Source organism: Pseudomonas sp. WPR_5_2, from assembly GCF_003634475.1.
In the GTDB taxonomy this organism is placed as follows: Bacteria; Pseudomonadota; Gammaproteobacteria; order Pseudomonadales; family Pseudomonadaceae; genus Aquipseudomonas; species Aquipseudomonas izuensis.
In genome coordinates, this window is sequence record NZ_RBLA01000001.1 from 538,903 (window position 1) to 558,477 (window position 19,575).

12 protein-coding genes are annotated in these 19,575 nt (G+C 57.0%); 8 read left to right on the forward strand and 4 right to left on the reverse strand.

The window, feature by feature from the left end; all coding sequences use genetic code 11:
- Window positions 1-44 precede the first annotated feature (44 nt).
- From BJ917_RS02390 to BJ917_RS02405, 4 genes are read right to left on the reverse strand one after another with little or no spacing between them, the layout of a single operon-like run.
- The gene (locus tag BJ917_RS02390; protein WP_121101585.1) at window positions 45-1,226 is read right to left on the reverse strand and encodes a hybrid sensor histidine kinase/response regulator; all 1,182 of its coding nucleotides are present in this window, start codon (window positions 1,224-1,226) and stop codon (window positions 45-47) included.
- The gene (locus tag BJ917_RS02395) at window positions 1,220-1,813 is read right to left on the reverse strand and encodes a chemotaxis protein CheB (protein ID WP_121101588.1); all 594 of its coding nucleotides are present in this window, start codon (window positions 1,811-1,813) and stop codon (window positions 1,220-1,222) included. Before BJ917_RS02395 ends, BJ917_RS02390 begins: the two co-directional genes overlap by 7 nt.
- Window positions 1,810-2,625, reverse strand: a complete 816-nt coding sequence (locus tag BJ917_RS02400; protein ID WP_096511298.1) for a protein-glutamate O-methyltransferase CheR — start codon at window positions 2,623-2,625, stop codon at window positions 1,810-1,812. The genes BJ917_RS02395 and BJ917_RS02400 overlap by 4 nt, the downstream gene beginning before the upstream one ends.
- Window positions 2,626-6,117 (reverse strand): response regulator, encoded by a 3,492-nt coding sequence (locus BJ917_RS02405; protein ID WP_121101591.1) that lies wholly within the window; start codon window positions 6,115-6,117, stop codon window positions 2,626-2,628. It abuts the gene before it with no gap.
- Between the two features lie 246 nt (window positions 6,118-6,363).
- Between BJ917_RS02405 and BJ917_RS02410 the strand changes: the two genes are divergently transcribed.
- From BJ917_RS02410 to BJ917_RS02445, 8 genes are all read left to right on the forward strand, one after another.
- On the forward strand, window positions 6,364-6,726 hold the full coding sequence (locus tag BJ917_RS02410) for a response regulator (protein WP_121101594.1): 363 nt from the start codon (window positions 6,364-6,366) through the stop codon (window positions 6,724-6,726).
- A 148-nt stretch (window positions 6,727-6,874) separates the two neighbouring features.
- Complete coding sequence (locus tag BJ917_RS02415) at window positions 6,875-12,199, forward strand: hypothetical protein (RefSeq protein ID WP_147432536.1); 5,325 nt, start codon at window positions 6,875-6,877, stop codon at window positions 12,197-12,199.
- Between the two features lie 168 nt (window positions 12,200-12,367).
- Window positions 12,368-13,657: a glycosyltransferase gene (locus BJ917_RS02420; RefSeq protein ID WP_096511290.1), complete on the forward strand. Its 1,290-nt coding sequence runs from the start codon at window positions 12,368-12,370 to the stop codon at window positions 13,655-13,657.
- 150 nt (window positions 13,658-13,807) lie between these two features.
- On the forward strand, window positions 13,808-14,713 hold the full coding sequence (locus BJ917_RS02425; protein WP_096511288.1) for an AraC family transcriptional regulator: 906 nt from the start codon (window positions 13,808-13,810) through the stop codon (window positions 14,711-14,713).
- 341 nt (window positions 14,714-15,054) lie between these two features.
- Window positions 15,055-16,365: a sugar ABC transporter substrate-binding protein gene (locus tag BJ917_RS02430; RefSeq protein WP_096511286.1), complete on the forward strand. Its 1,311-nt coding sequence runs from the start codon at window positions 15,055-15,057 to the stop codon at window positions 16,363-16,365.
- Window positions 16,366-16,506: 141 nt separating this feature from the next.
- Window positions 16,507-17,433, forward strand: coding sequence for a carbohydrate ABC transporter permease (locus BJ917_RS02435; RefSeq protein WP_096515377.1), 927 nt, complete (start codon window positions 16,507-16,509; stop codon window positions 17,431-17,433).
- Window positions 17,434-17,443: 10 nt separating this feature from the next.
- Window positions 17,444-18,274 (forward strand): carbohydrate ABC transporter permease, encoded by an 831-nt coding sequence (locus tag BJ917_RS02440; protein WP_121101600.1) that lies wholly within the window; start codon window positions 17,444-17,446, stop codon window positions 18,272-18,274.
- A 184-nt stretch (window positions 18,275-18,458) separates the two neighbouring features.
- On the forward strand, window positions 18,459-19,562 hold the full coding sequence (locus BJ917_RS02445) for an ABC transporter ATP-binding protein (RefSeq protein ID WP_121101603.1): 1,104 nt from the start codon (window positions 18,459-18,461) through the stop codon (window positions 19,560-19,562).
- The last annotated feature ends 13 nt before the right edge of the window (window positions 19,563-19,575 follow it).

Below are 19,575 nucleotides of genomic sequence, written 5' to 3' on the forward strand. Positions count from 1 at the left end.
CGACCGTGGGGTCGACCAGAGGTTGCGTCAATCCGGCTGTTTTCCTACAGCGGCAGACAAACGCGAAACAGGGCGCCTTCGCCAATCCGGCTTTCGACGGTAATGGTACCGCCATGGGCGGTGACAATCTGTTCGGAAATAAACAATCCCAGGCCCAGTCCAGCGACAGCTTGCTTGGCCGATACCCGTTCGAACTGCTGGAAAATCCGCTGCTGGTTTTCTTCACTGATGCCGATCCCGAAATCACGGACTTCCACCCGTGCCTCACCGTTGTCACTGTACACCTTCACGGTGATCGGGCTCTTGGCGCCGTAACGCAGGGCGTTGGTCAGCAGGTTGGAAATCACCTGTTCAATGCGGAATTCGTCCCAACTGCCGATCACCGGTTGCTCGGCGTCGAGGGTCACGGAAGCCTCGGCGGCCTCGATCTGCTGAGAGAAATTCTGTAGCACACCGCGAACCAGCGCCGACAGATCGAAGCAGGTCGGCCGGATCGACAACTTGCCGGTGCGGATGCGCGAGACATCGAGCATGTCTTCGATCAGGCGGATCAGGCTTTTGATCTGACGTTCGTCGCGGTCGACCATGGCGTGCATCTTGTCGAGGGTAAACGCGGAGGCGTTATCCCGGGCCAGGTGCATCTTGCGCAATTGGGTCTCGAGGATCAGGCCATTGAGCGGCGTGCGCACTTCATGGGCGACGATGGACATGAAGTCATCGCGCATCCGCACCGCCTGCTCCAGTTCCCGCTGTGTGCTCTGCAACTGCGCCAGCAACGCCTCCTGCTCGCGGCGGCTCTGCTCCAGCGCTTCGACCTGTTGTTTCATGGCCTTGCTCTGGCGATACAACTCGACAAATACATTGACCTTGCTCTTGACCGCCTGGATATCCAGCGGCTTGTGCAGGAAGTCCACGGCACCACTTTCATAGCCCTTGAACGCATAGTTCAGCTCGCGGCCAGCGGCGCTGACGAAAACAATCGGGATGTTTTTGGTCTTTTCCGTGCCACGCATCAACTCAGCCAGTTCGAAGCCGTTCATGCCAGGCATCTGCACATCGAGAATGGCCATGGCGAATTCGTGCTGCAGCAACAGCGACAAGGCTTCATCGGCCGATTGCGCCTTGTACACGGTACGGTCTTCGCGCTTGATCAGCGCTTCGAGTGCCAACAGATTCTCCGGCAGATCGTCGACGATCAGCAGTTTGGCCTGGATATTACTTAGCATGCGATTCGTTCCAGCTCGACAAGCAGACGGCCGATGCCGCGGACAGGGAGTATGTGGTCCGGGTGATGAAAGTCCAGCGCAGCCTTGGGCATGGTCGCGACCTGGGCCTCGTCCGGATCCTGCACAATGGTCAAGCCACCACGTTCTTTGACATGGGCCAGGCCGCGCGCACCATCGCGGTTGGCACCGGTCAGCAACACGGCGGCGAGGGTCGGACCATAGGCGTCGGCGGCCGATTCGAACAGGTAGTCGATGGCAGGCCGCGAATGATGCACGCGGTCTTCCAGGCTCAGGGAAAAACTGCGGTCGTGCTCCACCGACAAGTGATAACCCGGGGTGGCGAAATATAACGTCCCGGCTTCGACCGGGGTTTTGTCGCCGGCTTCCAGAACCGGCAGGCAAACCCGACGGGCGAATACCTCCGCAAGCTGGCTGCGGCGTTCGTCCGGCAAATGCAGCACCACGATGATTGGCAATACGAAACCCTTTCGCAGAGGGCTGAGAATATTCAGCAATGCCTCCACCCCGCCGGCCGACGCGCCGATCACGATCGCTTCTATCGAAGGCAAACCCGTTGCGCTGTTCATGATTTGCGGTAGATCCGTTCTTGTTTCACCAGCGGCTCGAATTGCTTGCCGAAGGCGGAAAAATCCGGAGTTTCCTTGCTGCCCAGCACCAGGACCCCTCGGTGGCAAAGCGACTCATGAAACAATCCGAACGCCCGATCCTGGAGGCTTTTATTAAAGTAAATCAGTACATTACGACATGAAATTAACTGTGTTTCTGAAAAAACACTGTCAGTCGCCAGGCTGTGATCGGCAAAGGTCACGTTCTCGCACAGCGACTTGTCGAAAATCGCGTAACCGTACGCCGCCGTGTAGTAGTCGGCGAACGAGCGCTGACCACCGGCCTGCTGATAGTTAGAAGTGTAGGCGCGGACATTCTCCATGGAGAAAATCCCTTGCTTGGCTTTTTCCAGCGAGCGCGGATTGATGTCGGTGGCATAGATGATGGTGCGATCAAGCAGGCCTTCTTCGCGCAGTAAAATCGCCATCGAATAGACCTCTTCGCCCGTGCTGCAACCGGCGATCCAGATCTTGATCGACGGGTAGGTTTTGAGCAGCGGCACCACTTCCCTACGGATCGCCAGGAAGTGCGAAGGGTCGCGGAACATTTCGCTGACCGGAATCGTCAGCAACTGCAGCAGTTGCATGAACGCGGCCGGGTCATGCAGGACTTTTTCCTGAAGCGCCGAAATGGTGCCGCACTCGAACTGGCTCAACGCGTGAATGACCCGACGCTTGATTGAGGCGCCGGAATAATCGCGAAAGTCGTAGCTGTACTTGAGGTAAATCGCCTCGATCAGCAAACGCAGTTCAATCTCGGTATTTCTCTCCACTTAAATGCGTTCCATTTTCGGCAACCACACTCGAATCAGCGAAAACAGGCGATCCAGGTCGATGGGCTTGGCCAGGTAATCATTGGCGCCCGCTTGCAGGCAGCGTTCCTGATCATCCTTCATGGCCTTGGCCGTCACCGCAATGATCGGCAGCTTGCGCCAGCGCGGGTCCTTGCGTATCTCAACAGTGGCTTCGAAACCGTCCATCTCCGGCATCATCACGTCCATCAACACCAGATCGATGTCTTCGACTTCATTCAATCGCTCGATCGCTTCACGACCGTTTCGGCCGATGACCACCACTGCCCCCTTTTGCTCCAGCGCACTGGTGAGGGCGAAGATGTTGCGTACGTCATCGTCCACCAGCAGCACCTTGCGCCCCTCGAACACCTTGTCGCGGCTGCGGGCGGTCTTGAGCATCTTCTGCCGGTCATGGGACAACCGGGATTCGACTTTGTGCAGAAAGAGTGTCACCTCATCCAGCAAGCGTTCAGGCGAGCGCGCGCCCTTGATGATGATCGAGCGGGAATATTTGCGCAGTTCGGCCTCTTCGTCCCGGGTCAGGTTGCGCCCGGTATAGACGATGACCGGAGGGAACGAGCAGATTTCCTCGGTAGACATGCGCTTGAGCAAGTCGCCACCCAGCATGTCCGGCAGCTTGAGGTCGATGATCATGCAGTCGAATATCGTCGTACGCAGCAGGTCGAGCGCTTCCTGGGCGAAACCGACCGCGGTGATTTCGATGTCATCGTCGCCGATCAACCGGGAAATGCTGTCGCGCTGCAAATCATCGTCTTCCACCAGCAACACGCGCTTGACCTTCTGGGTCAACTTGGCTTCCAGGCGCGAAAACACCTCCTTGAGCTCGTCACGGGTGGTCGGTTTTACCGCGTAGCCAACGGCGCCCATGTGCATGGCGGCTTCCACCCGGTCTTCGACTGAAATCACATGCACTGGAATGTGCCGGGTCTCGGCGTGTTCCTTCAGGCGTTGCAGCACGGTCAACCCGGAATGATCCGGCAAGCGCATGTCCAGCAGGATCGCATCGGGAATGAATTGACGGGCCAGGTCGTAACCTTCGTCGGCACCATGGGCCACCAGGCAGCGATAACCCAACTCATGGGCCAGGTCGAAAAGGATATGCGCAAAGTTCGGTTCGTCTTCCACCACGAGGATGCAGCGGGTAGTGAACGGAGCCTTGTCGCGGTCATCGTTGAAGCGCGGAATATCGACTTCGGCAATCAATGGCTTCAATGAACTTTCAGCGACACTGGATACCGATGTCACCGGCAGGTCACGCATCGGCTCAACGGTCGTCTGCCGCGGCCCAACGTATTGCCGGGGCAGGATCAGGGTGAAGGCGCTGCCCTGCCCCGGAGAACTGGTCACGCTGATAGAGCCGCCGAGCAGCGCCGCCAGGTCGCGGGAAATCGACAGGCCCAGCCCGGTGCCGCCATAACGGCGATTGGTGGTGCCGTCCGCCTGGCGGAACGCTTCGAAAATGCTTTGCTGCTGATCCTGCGCAATGCCGATCCCGGAATCGCGGACGATAAAGGCGATGGCGTCGTTCGGCGCCGTAGCGACGCTCAAACTGATCCGGCCCCTTTCGGTGAATTTCACCGCGTTGGACAACAGGTTCTTGATCACCTGCTCCAGGCGCTGGCGGTCGGTGAACATCAGGGTCGGCACACCGTCCTGCAACTCGACATCGAGCTGCAGTTGCTTGTCCGCCGCCAGCGGCTCGAACATCCCGCGCAGCCCATCCACCAGACGCGCCACGCTGGTGTTTTCCGGGTGGATTTCCAGCTTGCCGGCCTCGACCTTGGAAATATCAAGGATGTCGTTGATCAGGTTGAGCAAGTCGTTGCCGGCGGAGTAGATCGACTCGGCGAACTTGACCTGTTCGGCGCTGAGGTTGTCCTGCGGGTTTTCCGCGAGCAACTTGGCCAGGATCAGCGAACTGTTCAACGGCGTGCGCAGCTCGTGGGACATGTTGGCGAGGAATTCGGACTTGTATCGGCTCGAGCGCTGCAACTCTGCGGCCCGTTCTTCCAGCTGGACCTGGGCCTGATTCAGTTCGGTGTTCTTCAGGTCCATGGCATCACGTTGTTCGGCCAAAATCTCGGCCTGCTCAGCCAGTTGCTCGTTGGTCTGCTCCAGCTCGACCTGCTGGGTCTCCAGGTGCGCCTGGGATTCCTTGAGAATCCGCGACTGCTCCTCGAGTTCTTCATTGGCGGTCTTGAGCTCCTCCTGCTGAACCTGGAGTTCTTCGTTGAGCTGTTGGGTTTTGGCCAGCACTTCCTGCAAGCGCTGGCGATAGCGCGCGGCTTCGATGGAGGTGCCGATATTACCGGCAATCAGTTCGAGCAATTCGATATCGCGATCTTCCAGTGGACGCAGGAAGCCCAACTCGATGACACCATTGACCCGCTCATCATCGCAGGTCGGCACCACCAGCACGCTGCGCGGCAGGCCTTCGCCGAGGCCGGAACTGACTTTCAGGTAGTCGCTTGGCACATTATCCAGGCGAATCAACCGTGCCTGCTGCGCGACCTGGCCAACGATGCCTTCTTCGCTATAGATCTGTTGTTCGAGGGCTTCCTGTTCACGGGACAATCCGTAAGACGCTATGCGCCGCAGGCCTCCGTGATCCTCGCGGACATAAATCGCCGCCACGGCGCTTCCCAGGTACTGGGCGCAAAATTGCAATATGTTACGCCCCAACACGTTCAGGGTCAGTTGCCCCAGCACTTGTTCAGCGAGTTCGGTCTGGCCGTTGCGCAGCCAGGCCTGGCGCTCCAGCCGCTCGGCGCTGGCCTGTTGCCTGGCAAGGTTGACACCATACTGCTCGGAAAGATTGACCAGATCGCGTCGACCGATATAAGCCAGCAAGCCGCTAATCGCGGCGATGAACAACAGATAAAGGGCAATGCTCCAGATCGTGGTGCGTCGCACTTCCTCGTTGCGCGCCGCGCGCAGCTGTTGCTCCATGTCGATCACGTCTTCGAACTGCTTGCGGATCTCATCGGTCAGGCGCTTGCCCTTTCCGGCCCGGACCACACTGCGATAGTCGCCGCTGCTGCGCTGCAAATCGATCATGGTTTGCGCGTAAGTGGCCCATTCCCCCTGCAAGCCTTGCAGACGGTGCAGGCGGTCGGTTTGCACCGGATTGTCGGCGGTCAATTCCAGCAAGGAATTGAGCACCACCTCGATTCGCGGCTTGGCCGTTTCATAGGGTTCGAGAAACTTTTCGTCGCCGCTTAGCAGGAAACCGCGCATCCCGGTTTCCAGGTCGACCGTCAACTTGACCGCCTCATTGGCGTTATTGATCACCCGGTCCGTGTGCTCGACCCATTGGATTGTCGACAACAGATAAGTAATCAGCGACACGAAAAAGACCGCGCTGATGGCGCCGACCCCCAGCGGCAGGCTGATGTTGCGGCTCAGGAGTTTACGAAATCGTTGCTCATCAACCGAAGACACTGAGGTCATAGTCAAGCCTTGTTGAACGGGTGAAATCCAAGGAGTTTGCCCCAAAACCGGCGAACCCATCCATTTTTCTCATGCGCTTTCGCACAAAGTCCTGCACTCAACTGCCCCCATGCCACAGGAGCGGTTATCCTTGGCGTTACTCTTTTTATAGCGCGTCGGGAACTTGTCGGGATCCTCCACTTACTCATGCAATAGAGCCGGCGATTCATTCGACCGGCAATCGCCCACCCTATCGAGACGCCCACTATGTCCGCCAATGCCTCCATCATCCTGGTCGTCGAAGACGATTCCATCGTGCGCATGTTGATAGTCGATGTGCTGGAGGAACTGGAATTCAAGGTGCTCGAGGCCGATGGCTGCGAACAGGCGCTGGAAATCCTCAAGAACCTGAACCAGCACATTGACCTGATGATGACCGATGTCGGCCTGCCGATCATGGACGGGCGCGAACTGGCCAATGAAGCGCGCACGCTGCGCCCCGCGCTGCCGGTCCTGTTTGCCAGTGGTTATGCCGAAAGCATTGAAGTGCCTGAAGGCATGCATGTGATTGGCAAGCCGTTTTCCATCGATCAGTTGCGGGATAAGGTCAAGGGTGTTCTTGGAAACTGATGGACTGGGCCGGGTAATACTCGATATCTCACGATATTCTCATCATTTTTCAAAAAAGCGGATCGCCTATGGTTCTGCGCTTGATACCTCGACTGCTTGACACTTGGAGGTCGAGGACTTTACTTCTTGCGTATTGAACAGAGTCCACATGTTCCCCGTAAACGTTAATTCAACCGCTTCGCCCTCGATAACTCATTCACCCCCCTCTACTTCACCGCAGCCCGTCAGCAGGCTGTCAGGTGCGCACACCCGCAGTAATCCAGCGTGCAAAAGCTTTCAAGTCATCCCCACTCATCTGATCGGTGAAGTCGCACAGTTGCTCAGACAACACAGCCTGCAATCCCCCCAAAAAACCTTTGTCGAGCTGATTCAAGAACTCCCCATAGACGCGCACACCCTTAAGACTGCCAACTCGATACCCGCTGCCGAGCCAACCGCCTCGCGCAGAGTTAAACGCGATACCGAATACGCCAGCGCCGATTTTGATCTGGACAGTATGCAGGGTGATGCTCCCGCCATCTCTCCTGACGTCGAAGTCGAAGAGACCGAATCTGAAAAACAGGCGCGCTTGACTGACTATCTGAAGGTACTGGATGAGCTTCAGACTGCGGCCATCGACGCTGAAGAACTAAACGAAAACGAAGGGCCTGCGGATGACGCAACCGGGGCGGCAAGGCTGGTGGTGCGTGTGCTGCGCAAGCGGCGCGAGGCCCTCTGGATGGATGCTTCCCGGGCCGCGGGTGACCGGCAGTTGGTTGAACGCTACGCCAACGCGTTGACCCATTATGCCGAAGGCAAGGTCAGTTACAGCGCTGCGACGGTCGCAATCCCGATGCATTCAACCTTTGGCCAGTGCTGGCTGAATTTTGTCAGCGCCATCAAAAATCCATTCTTTATTGATTGGGCCCGGCAGGCAAACCTTGACCTTGCCACTGTGAAAATCCGTACAGCGGACAACACACTGATCGGCAAGGTCAAGGGAGTCGAAACGACCTTCACTCTGAATGACGACAGTGGCTGGGCCCGTGTTGCCGGCCCGATACTGAGGACGCTTGGCATTGTCGATCCAACCTACATTGGCGTGTCTTATCCGACCGGTTCGTCCGTTCCTCTTGCGCTGGTCAGCGGGTTCCATGGCGAACGCTCAGCGCCGGACCCGTCTCAGGCACGCCAGCGGGCCCTGGAATTGGCTGCTGACCCGGCATTTGACCAAATCGAACCCGACGACCCGCTCAGGCCATTGGAATCGAGATCCGAAGCCCAGATTGAAAAACAACGACAACGCCTGAGTGACCTTTACGCCAATCACGCCCTGATATCGGCACTGACCGGGCTCATCAATGACAAACTCGATGACGCTTCCGTAAATCTCAACGCCGGAACATTCGCCACCCACAAGGACTCGTTGTTTGCCATCAAACATCCGCAAGAAGCCCGGCGCATGGTCACTGCGCAACGGTTCATCGACGCCATGGGCTGGAAAGTACCGAAAACCGCGGGAGAAATACGTAACTTAATCAAGGTCCTGTCTTTCACTTTGCCCGAGAGCGCTAAAAGGGCCGACTACAAGGGCGCCCTGGGCTATGGGCGGCCCCTGTCACCTGCTCATATACAAACGGTCCGGCAAACCGTTCAGCGCTTTGAAAAAACGGTGGCCGGAGGCCTGCTCAATACGCTCTTGCAATTCAAGTCGGTGATCAGTCCTGTGCAGGGACTGAATGTTGCCCTTGACAGTGCTAAAGCCATTCAACTGGGCAAGTCCCTTGAGTCGAATCTCAATGCCATAACGACTCCTGGCAGTGAAACCGAGTGGGTCTTGGCTGCCCTGCTGCTCGACCTTGACCCCACGCCCGGCCTGCCGCGCAACCATGTGGCCGGATACAACCTCACGCAGGCGGCCAACTGGGGAGCCAAACCCTCGACTATCGTCAGTCGCCTCGAAGCTCACCTTTTAGCGGCTGGAAAAGTCTCGGCCACCACCGCGCCTGTCGCCGCCTACCACTTGCTGTCTGCCTTCGCACCAGAGTTTCTGGTTCGCGATATGCCCGACAATCTGGTCTGCGGTAGCCACACATGGACAAGCTTCAGGATAGCGGTCGCCCGCATCGAACAAATCGATCCTGGAGCCACCCGACAGATGACTTTCGAACAGGTCATGGACTATGGCAGTACGGACCCTATTACGGCAGGCCAGGAAATAGCCGCGCAATCGGCCTCGGTCGATCCACTGATCGACTGGGCGATAGCCAATGGGGTCCTCGTGGCGAATGCCACTGATACCTACACAGCGGCACAGTTGGATATCGCCCGGGAGAAATTCAATAACGTCAGAACGGAAATGTCCGGGGCTCGGGACTCGTTGACGGCGGACATGCCGACCAGAGAGGGGCTTGCCCTGGCCGAGCTGGAACGGGTTTTCGGTAAAGGTTTGCCGTACCGGGACCTGTGCCTTCGTCGTAAAAATATCCCGCATAACATACAGGCTTCGATGTACTCGTTGCTGGACCTCTACATCACCGGCCAGTTGAAACCCGGAATATGGAGCTCTTACAACGATCAGATTCTCATCCAAACACTTGAAAGAAATTTCAATCAATTAAAATCCGCCGATTCACTTTTCAAGGAAACCTTTACTGCTTACTTTGACAACCTGCGCAGTGGCTCCGAATCCGTATTCAAATACTTGATATCGCAGTTACCACTGGAGGATCGACAAAGCCTTGAATATGGCAGCCAGAAATTTTATTCGGTGCGCAGTGCGATCGATAAAAACAGGTATCTCCAGACGCCAGAAGAGATAGAGGCACACAAAGGCCGACACGGCATTTTGATTCGATCGGAGTACAAGGGAAAGGTCACTTACTACGAAGTGTTTCCTGGTTCAGTGGAAATTCGAAAGAACACAAAACTTCCAATCGAGCTGAAGTTGAATGGCGAATTTAAATCCTTTCGCGGCATTAATTATTCGAGCGGCGGCATAGAAAAGCAATGCGCCACACCACAACCCCTCGATTGGGATGCCTATGAAAAAGGTTCAGCGCCACGCAGCGACGTCACATCGGACGTCATCATCGAAGAAATAACACCCATCACCCAACAGGCCACGTTCTACCCTGCCGGATACAACTTCGACAGAGTGCCCGACGCCTTTTCTCCAAGCTCACGGGTTGACTATCTGGCCAAGGTCGTCGTTGATGAACATTTCGTGGTGGGGCGAGAACAGCTCGAAAGCGTGGCCCGGGGCTCGACGAATTCGGAAGATGAAAAGGCATTCAAGACCAAAATATTAAACTTCTTCGCCAGCCTTGTGCCGTTCAAATCCTGTATCGACAACATCAGTCAGGGCAACGTCGGCTCAGCAGTGTTCGACTGCGTATTGGACGCAGCGGGCTTCGTCATACCCGGCGGCGTGGCAGCAGGCCAGGCCGTCAAGGTGGCAAAAGCGGCGGGCAAATTCGTTCCCAAGGCGCTGAAAATGACCTGGATCATGAGCAGCAGCCTCGTCTCATCCGCCAACCCGCTGGATGGCGTGGGTGATTTGCTCAAGTTCGGGAAAAACGTGGTGTGCAAGCTGGGAACCACCGCATACCGAGCCGCTGGCATTGGCATCGACCAGATCAAGAGTCTTTATGGCACCACCAAAGCCATCGACCATGCGCAATTACTCAAACGCGCCGATATCGCAGAAGGCGTTGTCAGCGCAGGGTTGCCAGGCCAAACCAACCCGTTCACTGCGCTGTTCAAAGACGGGAAATGGTATGCCTTTGACGCGGTCCGCAATCGGCCGTATGGCCCGCCCCTCGAGAACTTCAGACCCACCAGTTCGATCCCGTTGGAGACTACGACGTTCGGCGACGGATCAACCGCGCTCACGCCATCACGACTGTTCGATAACGAGCCTCACACGATTCAGCGTTTTTCCGGGGACATCGACGTCGTCGTTGGCGATAAAGCTTATCGGTTCAATCCTGAACAATCGCAGACCCTCACAGACCTGTCATCACCGCTCTATTCAGGCGAACTTGAAGGGTTTAATGCGGTATGCAGCAAGGGGGGTAAGTCCCAGAGAGGTGTGACTTGCCTCTCAAAATTCATAGGCGACACCGAAACACACGATCAAACACGCGCACAAGCGCTTGAGCACAAGCGTCTTTGGCCGTCGAAGGGTGTAAACGCTCGGGTCATACATGAGCGACGTATATTCCATTTCGATGGTGTTAAAGGAAAAGCTAATGCTGCACCTTCAATAGAGCCCCTGACGTTCAAATCCGAAACAACAGGCAGCATTATCAAAGACCAAAACTTCGGATTCCTGACCAAACAAATCGATAATGAAATTGAAAAAAACACTTGCACTGTAAGAGTCAACGCCATTGTTAACGGCATTGATGACATGCGCGATGTAAGAGCATTCAAGATAGACATCCCAGGCTACGTCTGGGGCACATACGAATACTTGGTTACGGAAGTCGACACCGGACTTTTTTATTATTGCGCCTATGACAAGAAAAAAACTGAGAATATCAAATTCATAAAAATCGATTTTTCTGAAGACGGCCTGGCTGCCGATTTGATCAAGGGATATCACAAACTTAAAGATCCCTTTTTAGTGGCTGGCAAAGGCGCACCCAGTCGCCCCTTTATGGCATTGCCAACGCTGGAAGATCTATACAGCACACTCATCGATAAAAAAGGATTTACACCTGATGAGATTGACGAATTAAAAAAGAAGGTCGACTTATTTTCGGACGAAGCTAAACGCGAGCTTCTTATTGATGTTTGGAATAAAAATAACATTCGAGACATTGAGGTCTACATCATGCCTATAAAGATCAACAAAGCCAATAAACAGCCGGGATTCGACAGGCTTCCTGAGCACCGTAAAAATAGCTTTTATGCGAACAACGCAAAAAATCAAGTAGATACCCAAATACAGGCCACCGGACTAGGCCCCTTCAACCAACAACTGCCACATGACTCCATTGACATACAGCGAGCCTCGCTAACTAAACCGGTTGTGCTGTGGGAATATTCCAGAATTGGAAAACCCAATTATCCTGAAACGATTTTAAAGACAGGCGCGGGAAACTGTGACCAGATGGCCTATGTAAGCGCTGCAATCGTCCTAAACAATGGTGGTGACGCAAGTCTATGGAAAATGCCAGGAGCGCACGCCTTTACAGTTGTCGGGATTCCGATGGGAACTTATCATTCAACCCACGATTTTAGTGAGCCTGAATATATCAACGCATGGGTTGTCGACGCATGGGCAGACATCTGTTGCCCGGCTTCCCAATACATGGAAAAACTCAAGGATCAAATGGCAAAATGGAGTGGCGAAGGGAGACAGATTATTGCCACCGACTGGGCGGCCACTCCACCGGTTACTCGATGGATGGATCCGATGGATAAGAACTGGATCGAAAAGGTCATCGATGGGCCGAAAGAAACGAACTCGAAAAAAAATCCCTGAAATCAGCGCCTGAATAAATTCAGACCCGACGCCTTTCAGGGGAGCGTCCACCTCGGCAGTTCGCTTCATCGCACGAAACGGAGCGAACCAACCCGCCGTCCACAGCACCTGTGATTTAATTGGCACCCTGCCCGTTCCGCCCTGACCGTTTCAAGGAAAAAGCCCCTGATGAATTCCCCCCGCGCAACCAAAGTCCTGGTTATCGGCTATGTCTGGCCCGAGCCCCGCTCTTCAGCGGCCAGTGGGCATGTGATGCAAATCCTCGAGGTTTTTTTGCAGCGCGGCTGGGACATCACCTTCAGCAGCCCGGCCGGCTATGGCGAGCAGCGTGCCGACCTGACAGCCTTGGGCATTCGCGAAGTGCCGATCGAGTTGAACAACAGCAGTTTCGACACTTTCATCAGTGAATTGGCTCCTGACATCGTGTTGTTCGATCAATTCATGATGGAAGAACAGTTCGGCTGGCGGGTCGAGAAGTATTGCCCCGATGCGTTGCGCATGCTCGAAAGTTGTGACCTGCAAAGCCTGCGACAGGGGCGGCATCAACGCCTCAAGGACCGTTTGAAGGCCAGTGACGACGGCAATGACTTCACCGGATTGTTCGCTCCGGCGATGCGTGAAGAGTTTGAACACATGGCCACTACCGATCTGGCCAAACGAGAGATCGCAGCGTTTTATCGTTGTGATTTGACACTGATGGTGTCCGAAATCGAGATCGACATACTGGTCCACCAGTTCAAAATGCCCCGCGACCTGTTGCATTGGTGTCCGTTGATGGTTGATCTGCCGAGTACCGCGCCCGTGCCGTTCGAAGAGCGCGCGCACTTCCTGCATATCGGCAACTTTCGCCACGCGCCCAACTGGGATGCGGTGCTCTGGCTGAAAACCGCTATCTGGCCGCTGATCCGGGAGAAACTACCCGGCGCTCAATTGCATATTTATGGCGCCTATACACCGCCCAAGGCGACTGCCCTGCACAACCCGGCCCAGGGATTTCACGTAATGAACTGGGCAGAAGACGCGCTGCAAGTCATGTCGGCGGCCCGAGTGTGCCTGGCGCCGCTGCGTTTTGGCGCGGGGGTCAAAGGCAAGATTGTCGATGCGATGCTCACTGGCACGCCCAATGTCACGACGCCGGTGGGTGCGGAGGCGATGCATGGCGAGGAGCCATGGCCGGGTGCGGTGACCCGGACGGCCCAGGCATTCGCCGACCATGCCGTGCAACTTCATCAGGACAGGGACCGATGGCTGGAGGCACAGGTGCAAGGACTGCAACTGTTGGCCAATCGTTACCAGCAAAATGTTCATGGGCCTGCATTGATCGCCCGCATCGAGCACTGCCTGCAAAACTTGCCCGCCATCAGACGGGACAACTTCACCGGCAACATGCTGCGCCACCACCATCACAAGAGCACGCAGTACATGTCGCAGTGGATCGAAGCGAAGAATCGTTTGTAGGACCGAATCCTGCTCGCAACAAAGTTTTGGGTAATGCGCTCATTCAGACAGCACGCGTTATCGTTGACGTCCATCGCGAGCAGGGCTCGCTCCTACAGGGATGCGGCCTATGGCATGATCAGGCAGCGACTACAACAAAAGCGCCCTGACATGACCCGTACTACCAGAGTCACCGACCCTTCCTACGAGCTGATGGATGACCACAACGGGTTGTCCATCATCTATCGCCAGCATGGTTTCCCCTGCCCGCTGGTGCGCTGGCATTTCCACAAGGAATACGAACTGCACCTGATCGTCGCCAGCTCCGGCAAGGTGTTCATTGGCGACTACATCGGCAATTTCTACCCCGAAACCCTGTTCCTCACCGGCCCCAACCTGCCCCACAACTGGATCAGCCAGGTGGCCGAGGATGAAGTGGTGCCCAAGCGCGACATGCTGGTCAACTTCACCGATGAACTGTTCGACAGTGGCTATCAGGTGTTCGCCGAACTCAAGACCCTGGCACCGCTGCTGGAACGTGCGCAGTACGGTATCGAGTTTCGCTGTAAACATACGATCCGCAAGGCCATGGAGCTGATGCAGTGTGTCGCTGATACGACCGGCATGACTCGCCTCGGGCATTTTTTCATCCTGCTGGAATTGCTCGCGACCTGCGACGATTACCAGTTGCTGTCCGGCGCTACGACGCCGCAACTGGCGGACGAAAACAACATCGACCGCACCAACCGGGCGGTGGATTACATCTTCGCCCACTACGCCCGGGACCTGACGCTGGAGGAAGTCGCCGAGCATCTGGGCATGAAGCCGACCTACTTCAGCCGGGTGTTCAAACAGGCCACGGGGCGTAATTTCATCGAGTTCGTCAATCGCCTGCGCATCAGCAAGTCCTGCGAGTTGCTGGCCGATGGCAACAAGCCGGTGACCGACGTGTGTTTCGAGTCCGGTTTCAACAACATTTCCAATTTCAACCGGCGCTTTCAGCAGCTCAAGGGCATGACCCCGTCGCATTACCGGCGGTTGGTGGTGCAGCGTTTGACCGAGCAAAACCTCGGGTAACAACACAAAACCCTGTGGGAGCGGGCTTGCCCGCGATAGCGTCAGCCCAGTCAGTATTAATGGGACTGACCCAACGCCATCGCGGGCAAGCCCGCTCCCACAGGTGCTGAGCAAAGACAGAAAACCTGTACAGATCCGACACACGCCAACCGCCGCAACCCCCTTCCCTGTGTTCTCCCGCACAAACCCCAGTGCAAAATAGTATCAATCCAAGTGCGACGGATGATTTGTTTCGCTCTCAATTGAACGTTGTAATCAGCACAGATTCTTCCTACATCCGGAAGACAAAAAAACAATAACTGTCCTTCTGCACTCCACCGGGTGCAGAAAAGGAGTGCTCGATGCAACCTTCTGCAAAAGCTCTGCTAGCCCTCACTTGCATAACCCTCAGCAGCGTCAGCCTCGGCGCCCAGACCCTGACCATCGCCACCGTCAACAACAGCGACATGATCCGCATGCAAAAGCTCTCGAAAACCTTCGAGTCCGAGCATCCGCAGATCAAGCTCAATTGGGTGGTGCTGGAGGAAAACGTCTTGCGTCAGCGCCTGACCACTGACATCGCGACCCAGGGCGGACAGTTCGATGTGCTGACCATCGGCATGTACGAAGCGGCACTCTGGGGTGCCAAGGGTTGGTTGGAGCCCATGACGGATTTGCCGGCCGGTTATGAACTCGACGATGTGTTCCCCTCGGTGCGAGAAGGCCTGTCGGTCAAGGGTTCGCTGTATGCCCTGCCGTTCTACGCCGAAAGCTCCATCACCTATTACCGCACCGACCTGTTCAAGGACGCCGGCCTGACCATGCCCGAGCGCCCGACCTGGGCACAGATCGGCGAATTCGCCAGCAAGCTCACCCACAAGGATAAGGAACAGTACGGCATCTGCCTGCGCGGCAAGGCCGGCTGGGGCGAGAACATGGCGCTGATCAGCACGGTCGCAAACGCCTATGGCGCGCGGTGGTTCGATGAGAAGTGGCAGCCTGAATTCAACGGCCCCGAGTGGAAAAACGCGCTGAATTTCTATGTCGACACTATGAAAAAATCGGGTCCGCCGGGGGCTTCGAGCAACGGATTCAATGAAAACCTGGCGCTGTTCAACAGCGGCAAATGTGCGATCTGGGTCGATGCCAGCGTGGCCGGCTCGTTCGTCACCGACAAAACCCAGAGCAAGGTCAGCGACCACGTCGGCTTCACCTACGCGCCCCATGAAACAACCGACAAAGGCTCGGCCTGGCTGTACTCCTGGGCTCTGGCAATTCCCACCAGCTCCAAGTCCAAGGATGCGGCGAAGACCTTCAGTGCCTGGGCCACGTCGAAGGAATACGGCGAGCTGGTCGCCAAGACCGATGGCATCGCCAATGTACCGCCCGGCACCCGGGCCTCGACCTACAGCGAGGCCTACATGGATGCCGCGCCGTTCGCCAAGGTGACACTGGAGTCGCTCAAGGCAGCGGACCCAAGCAAGCCGGGGGCCAGACCGGTGCCATACATCGGTATTCAACTGGTGACCATTCCCGAGTTCCAGGGCGTTGGTACACAGGTTGGCAAGTCCTTCTCTGCAGCGCTGATCGGCCAGACCTCGGTTGACCAGGCGCTGGTGGCGGCCCAGCAAACCACCGAACGCGAGATGAAGCGCGCGGGTTATCCCAAATAACCACCGCTTCCCTTGTGGGAGCTGGCTTGCCAGCGATGGCGTCAGCAGCGTCAACGTCGTTATCGGCTGACCTACCGTTATCGCTGACAAGCCAGCTCCCACAGTTGGTCTTCCTTGCTGTACCCAATGGGTTTTAACACCATGAATACGTCAATTGCCAAAGCTCATCTGAACATCGCTCAACCGCTGCGTAAAAGCCGGTTGACCAACCCTGGCTGGTTTCTGGTCAGCCCGTCGGTGGCCTTGTTGCTGCTGTGGATGCTCGTGCCGCTGGGCATGACCGTTTATTTCTCGATGATCCGCTACAACCTGCTCTATCCCGGCGAAAACGAATTCGTCGGGCTGGAAAACTTCACCTACTTCCTGACCGACTCGGGGTTCATGCCCGGCGCCACCAACACCTTGTTACTGGTGGGCAGCGTGCTGCTGATCAGCGTGGTGCTGGGGGTGTTGATCAGCGCGTTACTGGAAGCCAGTGAGTTCCTCGGTCGCGGCATCGTGCGGGTGATGCTGATCTCGCCCTTCTTCATCATGCCCACCGTCGGCGCGCTGATCTGGAAGAACCTGATTTTCCATCCTGTGTCGGGGATTCTCGCCTACGTCTGGAAACTGTTCGGCGCGCAACCGGTGGATTGGCTGGCGCACTACCCGCTGCTGTCGATCATCATCATTGTCTCGTGGCAATGGCTGCCCTTCGCGATCCTGATCCTGATGACCGCCATGCAGTCCCTCGATCAGGAACAGAAGGAAGCGGCGCGCCTGGACGGTGCCGGACCGGTCGCGATTTTCTGGCACCTGACGTTGCCGCACCTGGCGCGCCCCATCGCGGTGGTGGTGATGATCGAAACCATCTTCCTGCTCTCGGTGTTCGCTGAAATCTTCACCACCACCAACGGCGGCCCCGGCTACGCCTCGACCAACCTCGCCTACCTGATCTACAACCAGGCGTTGGTGCAGTTCGACGTCGGCATGGCCTCCGCGGGCGGTTTGATCGCGGTGGTGATTGCCAACATCGCGGCCATCGTCCTGGTGCGGATGATCGGCAAAAACCTGACCGACAAAGCCTGAGGCCCGCGCCATGACCCTACAACAATCCCGTCGTCTGCAAAGCCTGCTGCTGGGCACCCTGGCCTGGGCCATAGCGATCCTGATTTTCTTCCCGATTTTCTGGATGGTGCTCACCAGTTTCAAAACCGAAATCGACGCCTTCGCCACGCCGCCGCAGTTCATCTTCACCCCGACGCTGGAGAACTACCTGCACATCAACGAGCGCAGCGATTACGCAAGCTTCGCCTGGAACTCGGTGGTGATTTCCTTCAGCGCCACGGCCCTGTGCCTGCTGATCGCGGTGCCGGCGGCCTACTCGATGGCGTTCTACGAAACCCAGCGCACCAAGGGCACGCTGCTGTGGATGCTCTCCACCAAGATGCTGCCGCCGGTGGGCGTGCTGATGCCGATCTACCTGCTGGCCAAGAGCTTCGGCCTGCTCGACACGCGCATCGCGCTGATCGTGATCTACACCCTGATCAACCTGCCGATCGTGGTCTGGATGGTTTACACCTACTTCAAGGACATTCCCAAGGACATCCTCGAAGCCGCCCGACTGGACGGTGCCACCCTGGCGCAGGAAATGCTCCGGGTACTGCTGCCGATTGCCAAGGGCGGTTTGGCATCCACCGTGCTGCTGTCGCTGATCCTGTGCTGGAACGAAGCGTTCTGGTCGCTGAACCTGACCTCGTCGAAAGCCGCGCCCCTGACCGCATTGATCGCCTCGTACTCGAGCCCCGAAGGTTTGTTCTGGGCCAAGTTGTCCGCCGTCTCGACCCTGGCGTGCGCGCCGATCCTGATCTTCGGCTGGATCAGCCAGAAACAACTGGTGCGCGGGTTGTCGTTTGGTGCAGTGAAATGAACTGACGCAACTCGGTCCCTTACCCGGATCCTTGCCCCAACACGGTCCCCCTGTAGGAGCTGGCTTGCCAGCGAAGAGGCCCTCAATTTTGCGGCGGTCTTCAGACCGCCTTCGCTGGCAAGCCAGCGCCTACAAAGAGCCCGTCCGGGGCGTCAATGAATTCAATACATGGAGGCCCATCACCATGGCCAACCTGAAAATCAAGAATCTGCAAAAAGGCTTCGAAGGTTTTTCCATCATCAAGGGCATCGACCTGGAAGTGAACGACAAGGAGTTCGTCGTGTTCGTCGGCCCCTCGGGCTGCGGCAAATCCACCTTGCTGCGCCTGATCGCCGGCCTTGAAGAAGTCAGCGGCGGCACCCTCGAACTCGATGGCCGCGACATCACCGAAGTCAGCCCCGCCAAGCGTGACCTGGCGATGGTGTTCCAGACCTACGCCCTGTATCCGCACATGAGCGTGCGCAAGAACATGTCGTTCGCCCTCGATCTGGCGGGCGTGCCCAAAGCCGAAGTCGAGAAAAAGGTCGGCGAAGCGGCGCGCATCCTGGAACTGGGGCCGATGCTCGAGCGCAAACCCAAGCAACTGTCCGGTGGCCAGCGTCAGCGTGTGGCGATCGGCCGGGCCATCGTGCGCAACCCGAAAATCTTCCTGTTCGACGAACCGCTGTCCAACCTCGACGCCGCCTTGCGGGTACAGATGCGCCTGGAACTGTTGCGGCTGCACAAGGAACTGCAAGCCACAATGATCTACGTGACCCACGACCAGGTCGAAGCCATGACCATGGCCGACAAGGTCGTGGTACTCAATGGCGGCAAAATCGAACAGGTCGGCTCGCCCCTGGACCTTTACCACCAACCGGCCAACCTGTTTGTCGCGGGCTTTCTCGGCACGCCGAAAATGGGCTTTCTCAAAGGAAACGTCACCCGGGTCGACGGCCAGGGCTGTGAAGTGCAACTGGACGCCGGTACCCGTATCAGCCTGCCATTGAGCAGCGCCAATCTGAGCGTCGGCGGCGCCGTCACCCTGGGTATTCGCCCGGAACACCTGGAACTGGCCAAGCCGGGCGATTGCACCTTGCAAGTGACTGCCGATGTCAGCGAACGCCTGGGCAGCGACACGTTCTGCCATGTGCGAACCGCTAGCGGCGAAGCCCTGACCATGCGGGTTCGCGGTGACCTGGCCAGCCGTTACGGCGAAACCCTGAGCCTGCACCTGGATGCCGGACACTGCCATTTATTCGATGCCGACGGCGTGGCGCTGACCCGCCCGTTGCGCGCTGCCGCCTGACTTTCGAGTGCTT

Excerpts from the sequence above, each read along its gene's own strand:
- BJ917_RS02390 (WP_121101585.1), bottom strand. The coding sequence starts at position 1,226 with ATGCTAAGTAATATCCAGGCCAAACTGCTGATCGTCGACGATCTGCCG.
- BJ917_RS02425 (WP_096511288.1), top strand. The coding sequence starts at position 13,808 with ATGACCCGTACTACCAGAGTCACCGACCCTTCCTACGAGCTGATGGAT.
- BJ917_RS02440 (WP_121101600.1), top strand. The coding sequence starts at position 17,444 with ATGACCCTACAACAATCCCGTCGTCTGCAAAGCCTGCTGCTGGGCACC.
- BJ917_RS02435 (WP_096515377.1), top strand. The coding sequence starts at position 16,507 with ATGAATACGTCAATTGCCAAAGCTCATCTGAACATCGCTCAACCGCTG.
- BJ917_RS02415 (WP_147432536.1), top strand. The coding sequence starts at position 6,875 with ATGTTCCCCGTAAACGTTAATTCAACCGCTTCGCCCTCGATAACTCAT.
- BJ917_RS02410 (WP_121101594.1), top strand. The coding sequence starts at position 6,364 with ATGTCCGCCAATGCCTCCATCATCCTGGTCGTCGAAGACGATTCCATC.
- BJ917_RS02420 (WP_096511290.1), top strand. The coding sequence starts at position 12,368 with ATGAATTCCCCCCGCGCAACCAAAGTCCTGGTTATCGGCTATGTCTGG.
- BJ917_RS02395 (WP_121101588.1), bottom strand. The coding sequence starts at position 1,813 with ATGAACAGCGCAACGGGTTTGCCTTCGATAGAAGCGATCGTGATCGGC.
- BJ917_RS02445 (WP_121101603.1), top strand. The coding sequence starts at position 18,459 with ATGGCCAACCTGAAAATCAAGAATCTGCAAAAAGGCTTCGAAGGTTTT.
- BJ917_RS02430 (WP_096511286.1), top strand. The coding sequence starts at position 15,055 with ATGCAACCTTCTGCAAAAGCTCTGCTAGCCCTCACTTGCATAACCCTC.
- BJ917_RS02405 (WP_121101591.1), bottom strand. The coding sequence starts at position 6,117 with ATGACCTCAGTGTCTTCGGTTGATGAGCAACGATTTCGTAAACTCCTG.